Annotated in this window: 17 protein-coding genes and 2 pseudogenes; 13 read left to right on the top strand and 6 right to left on the bottom strand. The window is 43.5% G+C overall.

Features of this window, described 5'->3' with window-relative positions:
- Positions 1-149: 149 nt before the first annotated feature.
- From AC58P5_RS01305 to AC58P5_RS01290, 4 genes are all read left to right on the top strand, one after another.
- Positions 150-1106, top strand: a complete 957-nt coding sequence (locus AC58P5_RS01305; RefSeq protein ID WP_497384108.1) for an ROK family protein — start codon at positions 150-152, stop codon at positions 1104-1106.
- 218 nt (positions 1107-1324) lie between these two features.
- Entirely contained in the window at positions 1325-2599 is a 1275-nt protein-coding gene (locus AC58P5_RS01300) for an alpha-L-fucosidase (protein ID WP_497384106.1), read from the top strand.
- Positions 2600-2791: 192 nt separating this feature from the next.
- A complete protein-coding gene (locus AC58P5_RS01295; protein ID WP_497386001.1) occupies positions 2792-2881 on the top strand; it encodes an aminoglycoside 6-adenylyltransferase in 90 nt (29 codons plus the stop codon).
- Between the two features lie 287 nt (positions 2882-3168).
- Complete coding sequence (locus AC58P5_RS01290) at positions 3169-3585, top strand: VOC family protein (protein ID WP_217563010.1); 417 nt, start codon at positions 3169-3171, stop codon at positions 3583-3585.
- 79 nt (positions 3586-3664) lie between these two features.
- Here AC58P5_RS01290 and AC58P5_RS01285 read toward each other — a convergent pair.
- A pseudogene (locus tag AC58P5_RS01285) lies at positions 3665-3899 on the bottom strand (SRPBCC family protein).
- A 27-nt stretch (positions 3900-3926) separates the two neighbouring features.
- Positions 3927-4883 (bottom strand): sigma-70 family RNA polymerase sigma factor, encoded by a 957-nt coding sequence (locus tag AC58P5_RS01280; RefSeq protein WP_497384105.1) that lies wholly within the window; start codon positions 4881-4883, stop codon positions 3927-3929.
- A 21-nt stretch (positions 4884-4904) separates the two neighbouring features.
- Here AC58P5_RS01280 and AC58P5_RS01275 point away from each other — a divergent pair, with 21 nt between their 5' ends.
- Complete coding sequence (locus AC58P5_RS01275; protein WP_497384104.1) at positions 4905-5141, top strand: NUMOD4 domain-containing protein; 237 nt, start codon at positions 4905-4907, stop codon at positions 5139-5141.
- A gap of 189 nt (positions 5142-5330) precedes the next feature.
- Here the strand turns inward: AC58P5_RS01275 and AC58P5_RS01270 are convergent, their stop codons facing one another.
- On the bottom strand, positions 5331-5786 hold the full coding sequence (locus AC58P5_RS01270) for a hypothetical protein (protein WP_497384102.1): 456 nt from the start codon (positions 5784-5786) through the stop codon (positions 5331-5333).
- Between the two features lie 713 nt (positions 5787-6499).
- On the opposite strand from AC58P5_RS01270, the pseudogene AC58P5_RS01265 reads away from it, so the two are divergent.
- The 3 genes and pseudogenes from AC58P5_RS01265 to AC58P5_RS01255 all read left to right on the top strand — a co-directional run.
- A pseudogene (locus tag AC58P5_RS01265) lies at positions 6500-6580 on the top strand (Gfo/Idh/MocA family oxidoreductase); the annotation flags it as partial.
- 470 nt (positions 6581-7050) lie between these two features.
- The gene (locus tag AC58P5_RS01260) at positions 7051-8040 is read left to right on the top strand and encodes a hypothetical protein (RefSeq protein ID WP_497384101.1); all 990 of its coding nucleotides are present in this window, start codon (positions 7051-7053) and stop codon (positions 8038-8040) included.
- Positions 8041-8179: 139 nt separating this feature from the next.
- The gene (locus AC58P5_RS01255) at positions 8180-8443 is read left to right on the top strand and encodes an acyl carrier protein (RefSeq protein WP_317954793.1); all 264 of its coding nucleotides are present in this window, start codon (positions 8180-8182) and stop codon (positions 8441-8443) included.
- Between the two features lie 589 nt (positions 8444-9032).
- Here AC58P5_RS01255 and AC58P5_RS01250 read toward each other — a convergent pair.
- A complete protein-coding gene (locus AC58P5_RS01250) occupies positions 9033-9584 on the bottom strand; it encodes a TetR/AcrR family transcriptional regulator (RefSeq protein ID WP_497384100.1) in 552 nt (183 codons plus the stop codon).
- Positions 9585-9746: 162 nt separating this feature from the next.
- On the opposite strand from AC58P5_RS01250, the gene AC58P5_RS01245 reads away from it, so the two are divergent.
- A complete protein-coding gene (locus tag AC58P5_RS01245; protein ID WP_497384099.1) occupies positions 9747-10673 on the top strand; it encodes a ketopantoate reductase family protein in 927 nt (308 codons plus the stop codon).
- A 400-nt stretch (positions 10674-11073) separates the two neighbouring features.
- On the opposite strand, the gene AC58P5_RS01240 is transcribed toward AC58P5_RS01245, so the two are convergent.
- A complete protein-coding gene (locus AC58P5_RS01240; RefSeq protein WP_497384097.1) occupies positions 11074-11739 on the bottom strand; it encodes a TetR/AcrR family transcriptional regulator in 666 nt (221 codons plus the stop codon).
- A gap of 158 nt (positions 11740-11897) precedes the next feature.
- Between AC58P5_RS01240 and AC58P5_RS01235 the strand changes: the two genes are divergently transcribed.
- Positions 11898-12851, top strand: coding sequence for an aldo/keto reductase (locus AC58P5_RS01235; protein ID WP_213645251.1), 954 nt, complete (start codon positions 11898-11900; stop codon positions 12849-12851).
- Positions 12852-13212: 361 nt separating this feature from the next.
- Here AC58P5_RS01235 and AC58P5_RS01230 read toward each other — a convergent pair whose 3' ends face one another.
- Positions 13213-13575, bottom strand: a complete 363-nt coding sequence (locus AC58P5_RS01230) for a winged helix-turn-helix transcriptional regulator (protein ID WP_497384096.1) — start codon at positions 13573-13575, stop codon at positions 13213-13215.
- Between the two features lie 111 nt (positions 13576-13686).
- Here AC58P5_RS01230 and AC58P5_RS01225 point away from each other — a divergent pair, with 111 nt between their 5' ends.
- The 3 genes from AC58P5_RS01225 (at position 13687) to AC58P5_RS01215 (ending at position 16494) form a co-directional block, all read left to right on the top strand.
- Positions 13687-14313 (top strand): nitroreductase family protein, encoded by a 627-nt coding sequence (locus tag AC58P5_RS01225; RefSeq protein ID WP_497384095.1) that lies wholly within the window; start codon positions 13687-13689, stop codon positions 14311-14313.
- A gap of 462 nt (positions 14314-14775) precedes the next feature.
- Positions 14776-15927 (top strand): chymotrypsin family serine protease, encoded by a 1152-nt coding sequence (locus AC58P5_RS01220; protein WP_497384093.1) that lies wholly within the window; start codon positions 14776-14778, stop codon positions 15925-15927.
- A 144-nt stretch (positions 15928-16071) separates the two neighbouring features.
- The gene (locus AC58P5_RS01215) at positions 16072-16494 is read left to right on the top strand and encodes a DUF3221 domain-containing protein (protein ID WP_129112501.1); all 423 of its coding nucleotides are present in this window, start codon (positions 16072-16074) and stop codon (positions 16492-16494) included.
- The last annotated feature ends 427 nt before the right edge of the window (positions 16495-16921 follow it).

Below are 16921 nucleotides of genomic sequence, written 5' to 3'. Positions count from 1 at the left end.
ATCTGCATGAAGCAACGGCAAGCAGATAAAGCAAGCTGAAAGCGTCAACAGCAATGTGTCAACCAGGGCAGCGGGTAAAGCGGGGAAGAAATGAATGAAATATAGAGCGAACGTTGCCTTAAGTCCCATCCATACAGATCTGAAAATAGGTGATTGATTTGCAGAACACAGACAAATATGTAGTGGGAATTGACCTTGGTGGAACAAAGATCGCCGCAGCTCTCTTTAATGCTGACGGTGAGATATTGAACCGTGAACGCATGGAGACGGCGAGCGCCCGCACAGCGGAAGAAGTCGTGCAGCGCATGGTGGAGATGATTCATTCCGTGTCCATGGAACACCCGATATGCGGCGTAGGTCTGGCCTCGCCTGGGACCGTGAACAGTAAGGACGGTATCGTGCTTCAGGGCACGAACCTGCCGGAATGGAACAACGTTCCTCTGAAAAAGTGGATGGGAGACGCACTTGGCGTCGTGGTGGAGGTCGTTAATGACGCGAACGCAGCGGCATGGGGCGAGTATGTCCGGGGTGCGGGAAAAGGCTCCGGGAACATGGTCTACATCACGTTCAGTACAGGCATCGGTGCGGGCATTGTCCTCGACGGGAAGCTGCTCCTGGGCGCGACTTCCTTTGCCGGGGAGCTGGGCCATAACATTGTTGTGCCGGATGGGCCGGCATGCATCTGCGGGAACAATGGCTGCTGGGAGATGTACGCTTCAGGAACCGCCATCCGCAACTCGGCGCTGGAACTTATGCTGAGCAACCCGTCCGTGATTGGAGAACTGGCGGCTGCAAGCGGTGAAGAGATCTCGGCCAAGCATGTGTTCGAAGCTCACCGTCAGGGTGACCCCATCGCCGCCGAAGTGGTGAACCGGGCGGTTCATTACATGGCGCTGGGCTTGGCCAACGCGATTCATACCTTCAATCCCGACCGGATTGTAATCGGCGGCGGCGTAAGCAAGGCAGGCGACCTGCTGTTCCCGGCGCTTAAGGCGGAGACCGGGAAGCTGGTCATGAAGCCATACCGTGGCACGTATGAGATCGTGCCTGCGGGATTGCGGGACGACGTCGGCCTGATCGGAGTCGCGGCTTTGTTTCATACTTGATTAAGCGGGAACTAATGAACTTTATGCTAAGCAACGGAGGGAGCGGAACGATTCTGAAGAAGCGCAGCGTTCGCCTTTGTCCCGGATTTCACTCGCTAAGCGGTATAACCCAGAAATCTGGGGACAACAGCGATCACAAGAACGTTCCGCATCCGGAGTAGTCTTTTCAGCCATTGTGTGTATTTAAAATCACTTCATGGGAGACGGGGGATTGTCGCATGAGCACAAGAGAGCAAAGGACCCGGTGGTTTTTGCAGGACCGGTTCGGCATGTTCATTCACTGGGGATTATATTCCATTCCCGCCAGGGGAGAATGGATTCGAGGCAACGAGCGGATGAGTTATGAGCAGTATCAAGTGTATTTTGAAGAGTTCGACGCATCCCGGTATGAACCGAAGAAATGGGCGAAGGCCGCCAAGGCTGCAGGGCAAAAGTATGCGGTGCTGACGACCAAGCACCACGACGGCTTCTGTCTGTTCGACAGCAAGCTGACGGATTTCAAGGCGACGAACACCCCGGCTGGACGAGACCTGGTTCGTGAATATGTGGATGCTTTTCGCGCGGAGGGCATTATGGTCGGACTGTATTATTCGATCATCGACTGGCATCATGACGATTACCCGGGATATGGGGACAAAGCGCACCCGGATCGGGACAATGAAGCGGCCAAGAACAAGCCAATCGACTTCGACCGATATCTGGACTACATGCATGGTCAGGTGAAGGAGTTGCTCACGAACTACGGCAAGATTGACATCATGTGGTTCGATTTCTCCTATGATGATATGACCGGCGAGAAATGGAGAGCGACCGAGCTGATTCGGATGATTCGTTCCATCCAGCCGGATATCATCATTGATAACCGCCTGGGCGGTAATATCCGGGCGGCAGAACCCGAGGAATATGCCGGGGATTTCTTCTCCCCGGAGCAGATCATTCCACCTGGTGGCATCGTGGATGAGAAAGGGGAGGTTGTCCCTTGGGAAGCGTGTATCACCCTTAACGATAACTGGGGTTATCATGCTGCGGACAAGAACTACAAGTCAGCCAAGCAGGTGATCCGTACCCTGGTCGAATGCGTCAGCAAGAACGGGAACTTGCTGCTTAACGTGGCCCCGGATGCGAAGGGCGAGATCAACCGGGAGACACTGGAGGTGCTGGACGAAGTAGGGGAATGGCTGAGACTGAACGGTGACAGCATTTATGGCTGTAAGGCGGCCGATTTGCCGAAGCCCGAGTGGGGCCGCTACACCCAGAACGGGAACAGGCTGTATGCCCATGTATATGACCGGGGGATAGGCCCAATTTACTTCGAAGGGTTGAAGGGCAAGATTGAGAAAGCCAGACTGCTGCGGGATGGGACCGAACTTAAGGTAGAAGTTCCATGGATGGCGCTGGAATACTCTGACATTGAGAACGGCGCCTTCATTAATCTTGCCGGATCCAGGCTTCCGGATGAGAGCGATACGGTGATTGAGCTTCATCTGAGATAGGGCTGCGGCTTTAACTTTTAACAGAGTACAATCTATAGGGCTAAACAGAATTGCAGGACACGGAGGGTCATCCCGTGTCTTTTTTTCATCCTCCTTCATTGAGCTATAATTATATGGATTCACAAATTATGGATACATAAAATTGTAGAAGAACAGAATTTTTTACGCTAGAAAGCTCACTCACTAGTAAATATCCCACCGGACGAATTTCAGGACTACGAGTTCAGTTACTTTGTTACGGATATGGATCATTTCATGAAGAATAACGACTGGCTGGATTAGTAGTTAGTGAATATTTAACAAGAACACCTGTTCCGTCACTCGATACCCACCCTTTAATTGTCATATATTCAGACGAATTCCTTTTTAAAGAGGTTCAATCTTTATCCCTGCACAATAAGAATCAGCAACCTTACGGGAATGGCGGGTATCCGAACTCAATATCAAGTTATTTTTCAAAATTTACGCTTCCGAATCCATGAGACCGATGAATTCCCAGATCGGATGTCGTCTATATAAACGAAGGCATAAATGAACACAAACTAATTTGACGAAGAGGTGTTTTGAAAATGGCATTAACGTCCGCATTCACGAGCTTCAACCTGCCTGTAAAAAACGTAGAACAATCGAAAGCGTTCTTCACCGGAATCGGATTCGAGCTCAACCCGCAATTCCCCGAGAACGAGAATTCGGTAGCCATCGTGATCGGCGACAACCTGCAGGTCATGCTGATCAATCAAGCATTCTTTAATACGCTCACGGAGAAGGAAACCGTCGATACGAGCAAGTATGCGCAGATGACGATCGCATTGGCTTTCGAGAGCCGGGAAAAAGTCGATGAAATCGTGAATACCGCGGTCTCCTTGGGCGGGAAATTGCACGCTGAACCTGAAGATCATGGGTTCATGTATCATTGGGGCTTCGTAGACTTGGACGGTCATCTGTGGGCCATTAACTACATGAACATAGATGCGGCACAAGATTAAGGCTAACGGAGAGCACGCTCGTACTAGGGTTCAAAAAGAAAGACGCCGGGCAACTTCCCAGGCGTCTTCTTCGCGATGATTAGTTTTGTTCGGAGTAGGCTTTGAAATTGTTCAGGATCGCTTGCCAGCCTGCTTGCTGGAACTCGACGGGATTGGAGCTTTCCGCGTCGAACGTTTCAATGACCTTCGTCTCATTCCCTTGATCGACGAAACCTCGTGATGTGATCCGGTTCGGTCCAATAGCGCCATACCTTCTCGACAGGGGCTTGAATGACGGCTTGCACGGTTACTTTCGTCGTTTGGTTATTCTCAATGATATAGACGTAAGCCAATGACGAAATTCATTGGTCAATTCGCTCAGGCAGCCCAAATCGCGAAAATAATGGCGTATGAATGAAGTTTTGAACATGCAGGATTTGATTTTCTTTGGTTTCGATGACGTGGATGCCCCAGGGTACCAGGCCAGAGCCTTCTTTGCCCGGCATATACTGGGCCAACGCCGGATAACCGCCATTCACCGTAATGGGCACAAATCGCGAACCTTCGCAATGCCAGCGAGTAAGCGAATAGAAAGCGGACAAATCTTCCTTGCCGCGGATCCACATCTCGAAGGGCGGCATCGACATGCAGCCTTCCTCGTGGAACAACGCGATGAGCGCAGTAATATCGAATTGCTCGAAGGCCTCCACATACCGGGACAGCAGCTGCTGTTCCGGTTGAACGTTCATGCTGCTGAGCTCATCCGAGCGAAGCTGCGCCCGGTCCATCGTCTCTCGGGCTCTTTGCAAGGCGCTGTTCACCGCTGCCGGCGACATCGCCAACGTTTCCGCGATCTGCTTGGAGGACCATTCAAATACATCCTTCAAAATGAGTACCGCGCGCTGCCGCGGAGGCAAGGTCTGCAGGAGAGCGATGAAGCACAGTTGAAGGGTATCTCTGCGGAGGAGCCGATCCTCCGGATTGCCCCCAAAGTCGGGAGACGGCCAGATCCAGGCAGAGTCCGGCAGCGTGTCGCGCGGCTCGACGATGGCGACGGCCGGGTCGAACAGGTCAACGGGAAGCGCGCGGCGTTTGGATTGTCTCAGCTTGTCCAAGCAAAGGTTGGAGGCAATCCGATAGACCCAAGTTTTGAACGAGGAATCCTGTCTGAACGTGCTCCAGCTCTGCCAGACCCGAATACTCGTCTCCTGAACGGCATCGTCCGCATCGTCCATGGAGCCTAGCATTCGGTAACAGAACGAGGTTAAGCCCGGCTTCAAGCTTGCAAATAATGGTTCGTCAAATGCGGTCTCGTTCATCGCGGCCTCCCTGGTTAACAAGTGGATAATGAAATAAGCACGGACATCGTTGGATACGAGGGGCATTACCGTATAACGGAAAGTAGCCGGATTTATAGTGTACGCCGAAAGAAATTCATGTCACGTAACGATGACCAGTATGGATTCAAATATGTCCATTTAAGTAAGAAAGGGGAACGGAAGCTTCATTTGACATCAGAGCTTTGGGAGCAGGCTTTTAATCATCTCCCAGAAGGATATTATAAAGGCATGCATTGATAGTGGGGAAGAGTCGTGGAATCGGTAGCGACTTGGCACGTATTGAATTTTTGTTTACCGAAGCCGGTATAACTTATGAGTTTGCCACAAGAGTTGGACCTTTACTCCAGTTGCTCATGACCCGCAACAAGGACCATCCGAAATCAACCGTGTCGATCTGGACGGTGCCATCGTTCGCTGACGCGTAGCTTACCTCTCGGACCAAGTCAGCGTAAGCTCATTCACTCCCTCCTGATTAGATAAAGCGCCACCTATAAGCGACCAGCTCTCCTTGTCCGTTGATCCTTGAATAATTAAGTTCTTCTCGTCTGTCGTTTCGCCGGTATCCTTAACCCCGCGCTTCCGAAAGTAGTCTTTATAAGTATCGGCCAGTTTGCCGAGCTGTTCCCGAGAGGTAAACACAAGCAGTGCCGACTTTTTGCCGTTGCTCTGCTCGGAATGGGAAGTCTTCAGGTCTGCATCCTTAGGCAGAGGAAAGTCTTTCGGCAAGTGCTCCGGTATTTTGGCTCCATCGGATTGGACGGTAACGGATTTCGACTCCTTGCCGGGATTGGCATCTTCCTTGGTCGAGCAAGCTCCCAGTACCCATGCCAAAGTGATCGACACCACGATAAGCATACACGGTCTCCATTTTGTTGTATTCATGATCTCACTTCACCTCTTATAATTTATATTTGCTTCATTTTATCTCTATTAGTATATAACAGGAAGTTATCAGGGAACAAATGGAAGAAGAACCGCTGGGACTTACGTGATGTCTGGCCCCGGTCGCCCGAGCGTCAGCATGCGTCATGAAAGGTACGGGCCGACGGATCTGATGTAGATTTAAAACTATACGGCTTAGGTATGAGCGGCGGCAGGAACCGTTTCAGATTAAAATGAAACATTTCACTTTGGATTTAATCGCAAAGTGAAATTAATCGAAGCCTTTTTTCTGTAAACAAATATGCAAGCATAAGAAAAACGCCCCTATTCGGGACGGTTATTCAACATTTCTTCGAACGAAGATTCGAGGAATATCCAGCGATAGAGAGGATTCTCGACAGTCGAATCGGAAAGTGCTGACCCGTTCGAATGGGGACTGAACGGATTCAAGGTCTTTTTAGGTACAAATACCCTAATTTAAAAGTTGGTCTAATGACCTCAACATATTACAGTTGGACCAATATTGATATAAGCTCTCTTAGTTACGAACCTTCAGCGTTTAGATGGAAGTGATGGGTACATATCATGCCTGAAGTATTTGCTACCCTGATGCCCGGTTGCATTAAATAAGAATTTTTTGCCACTGCTGTACCAAGTGGAAAATCAAAATCCCACTTTCCATATCCACCAGAAAGAGAGCTTGAATCAATGGTCCTAAGGAAGCATTGGATTCTTTAAGAGTCGTGGATGCAATCGAACGTTCCATTAAAGAAAGCAGAGAAGGGAGCCTGTAAAAAATCGAGCACCGGCTTCACGGTCCGACAGCGCACTCCTTAGACTATATTCGGATGATTCCCCGGTTTGTCCGATGCAGGTCTATGGGGTGCATTTTTATTGTACCTGTGGTTGAATATTCGACCTTCGGAGGGACCTGATTAAACATTCGCGACCGCCTGATAATGATTATCGGGCAGTCGTATTTTTATGGTGCGCCCGGCACAGTCGATAATCTGGCGGTAATGACATTCGTTAAAAATTTAATATAATTCAATACAAAGATTCGACAGCATTCAACATAGATGTTCAGTTACGCTAACTGTGCCGAAAGTTGCAATCATTCTGATTTTCATTGGGAGGAATGAACTATTTCATTGTATGGATTGAAACGGTTACGCTGCAAATAGTTTTGCAACGACACTATGTGCCAGCAGCCTTGATGATGGTGGGTAAAGCTGAATAATTATTACAAAAGGTTGGTGAGTTAATGAATTCATCGTTTGTTGGAACCGATATTAAGCCATTTAATGAATTTTGGATGAATTGTAAGTATAATGCACTTTTTTCGATAGCTTCGTATTATGATCCAAATAATAAATATGCGTCCTATGTGAATCACTATTCTTTCGAACATACAAATAACTATAAAGATCCAAGCTTTAAGCTGCCTATTATTAAGCATGCGGAATTCTCTGAAATGCTTCCAAACTTTACATATTCGATTGAGAATTGTCATTTTGAAAATGAAGAAAACTTTCTTGAAGAACTGAAACAAATGATTCGACAGGGACAACTGGTATTCTTATCTGTAAACTTGTATAGCTGGATTCCGGGGTCATTTTGTTATCAGCGATACCATTGGAGTCATTTTTCTTTAATAAAAGGTTACGATGAAGTAAATAATTGCTATCTTGTATTGGATGATGACATGAATGGATATAACGAATTTGTAGTGTCAGAAGACACCGTTGTAAAGTGTTTTAGATCCTCGGATTATTTTACTGATCGAGAAAATTGGCCATATCCAATAGTGAAGCTTCAGCTGCATCAACCCCTTTTACCTTATGAGGTAACGTTGCAAACCGTTCAAGATCATGCTCGCAGGTTAGTGCTGGATATAGAACAATTTACTATCGATGATCTGTGGAAGTTCGATGAAGAGTCTGAATTGCTTTCTAATCATTTGGATTATAGCGTTATCGGAGTGGAGTATTTTTATAACCGTCATATCGCAAACGTTAAGCTATTTAAACATCTACATAAACATAAGAAGATAAATGATGAACTATTTGAAACCATGTTGCACCATGCAAAGAACTTAGAGAACGGATGGCAGACCATACGCAATAATTTGATGAAGGTCAAAGCAAAATTAAAGAAGAGTCGAAACGTTCCACGTGATTCCATTATCGCGGAAGCAAAATTGTTGTTTGAGAATGAGAAGTTGATGTGGCAGCTATTGGTGGAGGCAAAATAGCGAAAATTAGCACAGTAGATACTTACTTGCAGAGTCAGGTACATATGGATTGACATTTAGTTCCAGTTCATTTCTCGGAGAGCTAATCCGATGGGAACTTTATTATTCAACGAAGAACATTTAAAAAGAGGAGAATCACATGAGTAATAATCAAACATCTATAGAAGATATTAAAATCATTAAACTAATCGAGGATAAGGTTAAGGCCATTTTGAAGCATGATCGTGACATTACCCTTGATGAGGATCTCAGGAAACTTGGTTTAGACTCCATGAAATCATTCGAAATGGTTGTTCAGTTGGAAGATGAGTACGATATTGAGTTCTCAGGTGATGAAAATTTGCTTGAAAGATTCTCTACGATTCAAAAAATTAAAGATAGCGTTGACAGCAAGATAAAGTGAGTACTAGTTAAAATAAAGCTTTTTATAGAGTTATGAAATGACGGATTTTGACTGTAAGTAGTGGATAACAAGCACCAATCTAAAAGCTGCCGATTTTTAAACGGCAGCTTTGTTTTGTTTGATCCATGACGGGACAGAAGATGTATGTATGCTTAAAAGTCACGTAGCAGTGGCTTTTTTTATTTAAACGATATAAGTTCTTGTCACAAGTCCGTGACATTCCAGTCCACGGCTGCTGACTTTATCGCTCATACGTTCGTCTTTACTTGGTTGAATCGATCAATGAAGGTCGATTTGAACCTGCATGCGTCCGAGCAGGAGGGGCGGCTGCATACGCCACCATCACCACTGTCATTCTATCAGAGTTAGTCTTATTAACTTAACCACTAAGAGAATAATTCGGCTGACTAGGCCGTGTGAGCATAAGGGAGGCATTATTTTTTTCGTGCATCTGTCGCCAATAGGCAGATGCCACAAGAACGTGGGGCTCTTTTGAGTGATAAACTAGACTGGATTAGGATCAAAAAAAACTTCAGTCCTCGGAAGTATTTCAACTGGCTGTAAACCCGTTTGAAATGTAAATATTAAATTACCATAGCTGCAGCCTTGCTTCCAAAATTCTAGCCATCTGTTCAACCATCTCTTCTGGCGTATATGGCATAGATTGGACGACCCACCACTCAATCAACCCCGTAATGGAAACGGATAAGAATTGCGCCAATACATCCCTGTGGATACCGGTTTCTAGCTTCATTTGGTTCACCACCAAGGTGATATTCGCTTCAATCATCTGTGTCATACGGTGTCTGAACGTCGGAATACCTTTATTGGTAATCAAAACGCCATAGATTTCTGCATGCTCTTTCAGATACGTGAACGCACGAATCAGCAGTTCCCGGGACAGTTCATTAGTTGCCCCATCCTCCGGCACACAACTGTCAGCAAGCATCATCAGATACGTTTCCACGCTCTGTTCCAGCAGGTCATATTTGTCTGTAAAATGCAAATAGATCGTTCCGCGGTTGACATTGGCCCGATCCGCAATACCTTGAATGGTGATCCTCTCAAATTCCTGCTCTCCCAACAGCCCAATGAACGCTTGCATAATCATTTGTCTTGATCGCACGATGCGCCGATCCATGGTTTTCCCTCTTTCCTGAACACATCCAGCATTCGTTGTTCATTTCTCAACAGAAACGAAAGCAATTAGCCATTGTACCTGCATCCGTTCCAATGATATCTTGATTGTAATACACAGGTGTTATATATTCAACAACTGTTAATTATAAAAGGAGGGATAATATTGAATATACTTGTGTACGGTGCAGGTGTGCAGGGAAGCTATCTGGCACATGTCCTAGTAAAGGGCGGTCATGACGTGACTGTGTTGGCAAGAGGAAAGCGAGCGGAGGAACTGGAAAAGGAGGGACTGGTCATTCGGCATTACCTTCAGCGCAAGACAACTGTTGATCGGGTTCGTGTAATTCGTAGACTAGAGTCAGGTGACGCGTATGACTTGATCTTCGTCATGATGAAATATTCGGATTTCGGGGCTGTGCTACCGATCCTCGCAGAAAACGTTAGCCGTCATATCGTATTGGTCGGCAACAATATGAATACCTACGCCATGCAGGATCATTTGAGTAAACATGGACAGTCGCCTAAACAGGTCGCTTTTGGATTCCAAGCTACTGCAGGTACACGTACCGACGGACGAGTCATTTGCATTCGTGGCGGCCATGGGGAGATGGTCATCGGGGGTCTGGACGGTCCCGTTCCGTTTCGCTCCCTGCTGGAGCAGGCATTCATGCCAACCAAGTACAAGCTCAGTTACCATGATCAGATTGATGCCTGGCTGAAAAACCACATGGTGCTGGTCGTGCCCATGAACATGGTCATTCTGTTCCATAGCTTCCAGATGAAACAGGTTGTCCGTGACGACAGGCGAATGCGTCAGTTAGTGGCGGCGATGGGAGAAGGCTTCCGTGTACTTGAATCAATGGGATACCCGTTAACCCCTGCGAAGCAGGCGTCTTGGATCACCGGCTATCCAAACTTAATCCGCTGGGCGTTGAAGATTTTCTTCATGCTTCCGGTTAGCGGGTTGATTGATGGGACAGCAGTTGAGCTCACAGCCTTGAATGAGGACTTTGCTGAATGGAGGGCAAGGTCGGATGTGCCTACGCCAAACTGGAATGCGTTAGAGACAGATTGGCTTATTCAAGCATAGTCACTGCTGCAAGCCGTGTGATATATCGTGAAGAGTGATGTCGGGAAGTGTTGAAGCACTTACAGGGCCGTACTTACGGCCTGTCTTTCCGGTAGAAGTGACGAGAATAAAAGAACATTTGTCGGGTGACAAAAACATTGTATCATTAGAAGCCGCTAATTATGCGGCTTTTTATTTGTTATGATATCAAGTTCTTGTCAAAACACAATGACAAGAACTTGATATCATTCCCGACTGATGACAAGAACTTTGTTACATTCCCGATATGATCACATCATCGGTAGCAGGGGCAAGTTGAAAAGGATGCCATTTTTGTTAAACTAACGGGCGTGTTAGTGAAGAACCCCCATTAATTTAATTTGGTGGGCCTCTTATCATTGTAGTATCGCGTTAGTAAATGTTAAAAAAGGTTTTTGGTCACTTTTTGAGTTAAATGTTCTATTTTCGGCATCAACACTTCATCATCAATTGCTGTCAGCTTTTCGGGCTTAAACAACTGAATCCTCTTTAATTGAAAATAATCATATAAAACTTGTTGAACCGTGAATTGATTGGTCATCAGATATTTAACATCGAGCATCCCTCTTAGAATTTCATCCTGCTTTATTAATAGCCTGCCGTTAAGTTGATTGAAAATCCCTTTTTGTTTACCTTCCTCAAAGAAAGCCAGTATCTTCTCTTCTCGCTCCTTCATAGCTTCATTAAAGCGATCAAATAAATCCGGGTAACTGGTTTCGAGGTCCTGAAGGATAATATCCGAGAAATAAACGACTAGAGATATGGTTTGTTCAAATATTTGCAAAAAACGAGTACCGAAACTTTGAACCGAATCCAAAGGGTTGTGAGTCAGTTCCTTCATGTATTCAATAAAACCATCTACGATGAACTCGACAATTTCTTCCTTGGTTGAGAAATACTTATATAAAGTCGCTCGGCTTATCTCCATTACTCTAGAAATTTCGTCCATCCGAACGGACTGAAGGCCATTTTTTCGTAAATAAGGAAGCAGCTTATTCATAAGCTTAGCTCGTGTTTCGTTTTTTTTATCTGATATCTGGCTATTCACATAAAGCCCCCCTTACTTTTATTATAACCGGAATTTCGCTTTCGGCACAAACACATTTTGCAAATTATACAAAAATGGTTAAAAGTGTTTACCTTGTAATTGTCTTTATGCTAAGATGTAACTCGAAGCTAAAACATATAAAAAGCGAGGTAACTAAAATGAAAACGCAAAAGCTCGGTCACAGCGATATCGTCGTTTCTTCTATTGGATTGGGTATGATGGGCATGTCCCCCGGCATATATGGCACCATTGATGATGAGGAGTCCATTAAAACCATTCATCGGGCGCTTGATCTCGGGGTAACTTTGCTTGATACTGCTGATACATATGGCAACGGCCATAATGAGGAGCTATTAGGAAAAGCGTTGAAGGGACGAAGAGAACAGGCAATTGTCGCTACCAAGTTTTCGTATGGTCCAAATTGGGAATTCATCGGAGGACACCCGGACTATGTAAAGAAAGCAATTGATGAAAGCCTTCGACGTCTTGGTCTCGATTATATCGACCTGTATTATCAACATGCGGTAGATCCTAATGTTCCAATTGAGGAGACAGTTGGTGCTATGGCTGACTTAGTTAAAGCAGGTAAAGTACGTTATCTTGGTCTTTCTAATGGCCTAAATGGATCAGTTATTAGTGCATCTACACTTCGTAAAGCGCATGAAGTACACCCTATTTCCGCAGTCCAATCGGAATACTCCATTTGGAGTCGGGAAATTGAAGAAGAAGCTCTACCTACCGTAAAAGAATTAGGAATCACCCTTGTAGCTTACAGTCCTCTAAGCAGAGGCTTTATTACGGGGGAACGTCATATTAATGAGAACTTCCAAGCTGATGATATGCGCAATCATTTTACACGTTACAAAGGTGAGAACTTCCAAAAGAATATTAACATCGTTGATAAACTAGCGGAAATCGCCAAAGAAAAGAACTGTACGGTACCTCAACTAGCAATAGCATGGACAGTAGAAAGAGGCACATTGCCGATTCCTGGTACGAAACGCCGTAAATATTTGGAGGATAATATCAAGGCACTTGATATTCATCTTACGTCTGATGATTTTGCCCGTATTGATGCTGTTAGTCCAAATGCGTTTGGTGGTCGTTATTAATAGTAGTATCCTGTTGCGGAATAACGCTAAATATAAATCCTAATCACAGCGGATGTTGATGTAGTGCAGATTACGATCGAAGTTTTAAAAGTAAGGGCGATTTAGCTAACGGGACACGATAGTTCAACCATAACAAGGCTGCCAGCACGATTGGCAGCCTTGTTGCGCTAACTGGCAGTTTACTTTAATGGATTTAAATCTATACTTTTATATACATTAAGTATACTCGGAGCTTTATATATCTTTTCTCTTTGTTAGAATTAAACGATGTTGTCGTCAAAAGCTATGAATTAAGTTCTTTAATATTAAAATAGAAGATTAGGAGCTAGCTTTTTGCCTCCGGGTGATTCATGTTTATCGATTACAGAGATCTAGAATGTTCGCAGATTTTATTGTTACCTGCAGTGATCCCCTCTCTTTTAAGATGGTTATCGCCAGCATCACACATTTCTTTTAATAATGGAAGGAATGTTCGACCATAGTCTGATATGGTGTATTCTACTCTAATTGGAACCTCGTCTGCATATACCGCGCGATTAATTAATCCATCCTGTTGCATTTGCTTTAATTGTTCGTTTAAAACTTTATGTGAGACGCCTTCACAAATCTTGAGTAAGTCTTTTGTTCGCTTTTGCTCATATCCTAGTTGATAGAGGATAATGCTTTTCCATTTACCACTAATGATATTTTGCACCACATCAAATCCTGTATTTATTTTATTCATGATATTCCTCCTTACTTCAAAGTAACCTAGTGACTATAAAGTGCAGTATTTTCAATTGCATAAGCTCAAGATAATATGATTATAGCAAATCTAAGAAATGGGGGCGTTAAAGTGAGTTTGCAAGATATTATTTTAAAAAGGAAATCAGTCAGACATTATGATCCAAACTATGAGATTGAAAGAAAGGAAATACTTGATTCGATTGAACTGGCAGCTAAATCACCAAACGGAAATAACGTTCAGAGCACACGTTATTTACTCATCGAAGATAAAGAGTTGCGCACTAAAGTTAAACCAATTGCATATAACCAGGAGCAGGTTGAAACCTCCAGTTATTTGATTTTGATCTTGGGGGATTACCGTGCTTTTCATACTGAAAATATCCATGCTATTCAAAATAAGGCTTTTGAGAAAGGTTATTTAACTCAAGATACTAAAACGTATTTAACAAATGCAGCCATTGGTTATTATCGAAACATGTCTCATCAAGATTTCATAAAAGAGTTGGTCCGCGATGGCAGTCTGGCTGCAATGACCTTAGTCCTTATTTTGAACGAAAAAGGTTACCAGACAATCACGATGTCAGGTTATGATAAAGCTGCTCTTTTTGAAGAACTCAACATTCCCGATCACTATGAAGATATTATGTTATTAAGTGTTGGCAGAGGGATTCAAGATGGTCATTCAACTGTAAGACATGATATTGAGGATATAACGTTTATAGATAGGGTTGAATAGTAAATAGTGTCTTGACAACGGGGAGCATTACAGACTTCGGGATGGTATGCAAATGGCGAGAACTTTTTATACCCCCTAATAATAAGAGCGGAACACAGGCAACCATAGCCTTCTGTCCCGCTCTTATTTGCATTCTCAGCCGTTCTTTCGCGCTTTTTTGTATTCCACTCGACAAGTCGGTCCGTTGAGGCATTTCGAGGAGCTGATTCGGCTCTATATTAAGCTAACGGGCAGGATACTTATAATATATGGTTCACAATGCTAACGGTCATTTTTTTGTTAAGAGATTGCTAGCAGGCAATCTTCTAAAGCGTAATTCAACGGCAGATGCTCAAGGTTTGAATTCCTTATATTAACAGAATTAACAAAAATTTTTTTTAGAAAGTATTTACAAATGATGGACTAGCCTTTACTATCAAATAGTAATATATTTACAATAATACCATTGAAGGAGAAGTGAAAATGAGAAAGCAACTAAAAATCACAGCTTTATCCGCACTACTGTCTCTAACAATGATTTCATCTTCATTTTTGAATGTTGAGAATGGTACAGCAAATGCTAGTGCATTAACACCCGAGGAGGTCAGTGTACAACATCAAAATCTAAAGGTCGCTCATGATATCATAGGAAACTATGAAGATTACAGTACTTTATACATCGATGATAACAATGATATTGTGCTGTCCATTAGTAAAGCAGATGCGAAAACAGAAAAGATTGAGAAAGATCTTAAAGAGAAACTTCCAAAAGTGAAATTCTCTAAATCAAAATACTCAACAAAGGAACTAAAGGACGTTAGTTTCGATCTATACAAAAAATTCCCTGAGCTTAAAAAAGAAAGTGCTAACGTAGTAAGTACAGCAATTGATGAAGAACTGGATAAAGTAGTAGTTGTAGCTACTGAGTTACCAGAAAAGACTCGTGAGAAGTTGATCAAAGAATACGGTGACATGCTTGAGATAAAAGTTGATAAAAAATACACCGGCGAAATTGAAACTAGTAGAACGAGCAATAATGCAGTCCTTGGTGGAGGTATAGCTGCTAATAACTCCAGTTTTACAATAACAGCTACCGCCAAAAAAGGTTCGGATCGCTATCTAGTTACAGTTGGGCATGCTTTAACCGGTGACGGAACTACGGTTATTAAGCAGAATACGACTAATGTTGGTGTTGATTGGGCGAAAGCTGTAAGCCACGATATCGGTCTTATAAAAGTTACGGCAACCGGTCGCACAATTAGCAATAAAATCATAAGAAACTCAACCGATTACGACTACAAATACACTTCAACAGGATCAGTGACACAAGGTTCTACTTATTGTAAATCCGGTATTAAAACTGGTTATCAATGTAGCAAAGTCATCAGCACAAGTTATAATGGACTATATCAGGATACAATTCAATTAGAAAATCCGAATTGGACATTCCAGAATAACGGAGATAGCGGTAGCCCATTATTTAGCAGCAGTTCGCTTTCATATGTTCTCTATGGGATAATGTCCACTAAATCGACAGCATCTGGTACTGATGCGTTTGCAACAGCTACTAAGATTTCCTACTTAAATTACTATTGGTCTGACTATTCTCTTTACACTTCTGATACGGCCTACTAGTTATAATAAGAAAGTGAGTAGATTATAACCTCTACTCGCTTTCTTTACATTTTACGGAGAAAGGAATGAATGTATTAGATGAGGGTAATCTGTATTCTGATTATTGCATGTATCATTATAGGCGGTTGTTCAAAAGAAGAAAGCGTGAAAACTAAAGTGGATGAATCTATAGTGGGTTATGTTGTTAAAAAAGAAGCAGACAGATTTCTGATAGTCTCCTCAGTAGCAGATTCTAATAATGAATACTCGGCGACTTGGGTATTATCATCCGAGGAGGTTAAAATAGGTCAGTTAGTGGAAGTATTCATTGAGGGTGGTGAAATAAAGGCTTCAGATCCAGGTCAGGCTACATCCAAGAAAATTATATTACGTGAGATAAAAGTGGGAGAGTCTTCTAATCAGGAGGCTAGTAAGGTATTAGAAAACGTTTTGCTGCAACATACCGAGCTAGAAGTACCAGTAGTTAAAGAGTTGGCTTATTCAAAAGATAGCAAAGAATGGTCAGTTACCTTATTTGATAAAAAAGACGCGAACAAAATAGAGATAAGTATTAAGCTTAAGGATTAAGTGTTGCCGCTGAAAGATAATGCCCAGCTGCTGGTGGAATGGCCTGTCCATAAGTTGCTGAATATAATGACCATATGTCGGATGACAAGAACATATATGCTTAAAAGTCGCGTAGCAGCGGCTTTTTTTATTTTAACGATACAAGTTCTTGTCACAAGTCAGTGACAAGAACATTATATCGTTTGTCGTATTTGAGAATCATTCTCAAGTATTAGTTAAATTTGTAGAAGGACGGGATACCTAATACTTAGACGTGGCTTGTCATTTGATAAGTTATTGAGGCAGGGAAGCATGTATTCAAACGACTCAGTTAAAGAGATAATTAAAGATGTAGACTTTGTTATCAATAGTGGAATAAAGAAGAGAACAGGCAACATGGGGTAAGTAATATTTTAAATGCTAAATATAATGCCCAAGTGCATGAGGA

The organism is Paenibacillus sp. JT31N7, from assembly GCF_059692095.1.
Note: the sequence above shows the minus strand (reverse complement) of the source record. Positions and strands in the feature narration are given on the sequence as shown.

Bases quoted from the DNA above. Each gene is read 5' to 3' on its own strand.
- AC58P5_RS01300 (WP_497384106.1), top strand. From the start codon at position 1,325: ATGAGCACAAGAGAGCAAAGGACCCGGTGGTTTTTGCAGGACCGGTTC.
- AC58P5_RS01290 (WP_217563010.1), top strand. From the start codon at position 3,169: ATGGCATTAACGTCCGCATTCACGAGCTTCAACCTGCCTGTAAAAAAC.
- AC58P5_RS01280 (WP_497384105.1), bottom strand. From the start codon at position 4,883: ATGAACGAGACCGCATTTGACGAACCATTATTTGCAAGCTTGAAGCCG.
- AC58P5_RS01270 (WP_497384102.1), bottom strand. From the start codon at position 5,786: ATGAATACAACAAAATGGAGACCGTGTATGCTTATCGTGGTGTCGATC.
- AC58P5_RS01260 (WP_497384101.1), top strand. From the start codon at position 7,051: ATGAATTCATCGTTTGTTGGAACCGATATTAAGCCATTTAATGAATTT.
- AC58P5_RS01255 (WP_317954793.1), top strand. From the start codon at position 8,180: ATGAGTAATAATCAAACATCTATAGAAGATATTAAAATCATTAAACTA.
- AC58P5_RS01250 (WP_497384100.1), bottom strand. From the start codon at position 9,584: ATGGATCGGCGCATCGTGCGATCAAGACAAATGATTATGCAAGCGTTC.
- AC58P5_RS01235 (WP_213645251.1), top strand. From the start codon at position 11,898: ATGAAAACGCAAAAGCTCGGTCACAGCGATATCGTCGTTTCTTCTATT.
- AC58P5_RS01230 (WP_497384096.1), bottom strand. From the start codon at position 13,575: ATGAATAAAATAAATACAGGATTTGATGTGGTGCAAAATATCATTAGT.
- AC58P5_RS01220 (WP_497384093.1), top strand. From the start codon at position 14,776: ATGAGAAAGCAACTAAAAATCACAGCTTTATCCGCACTACTGTCTCTA.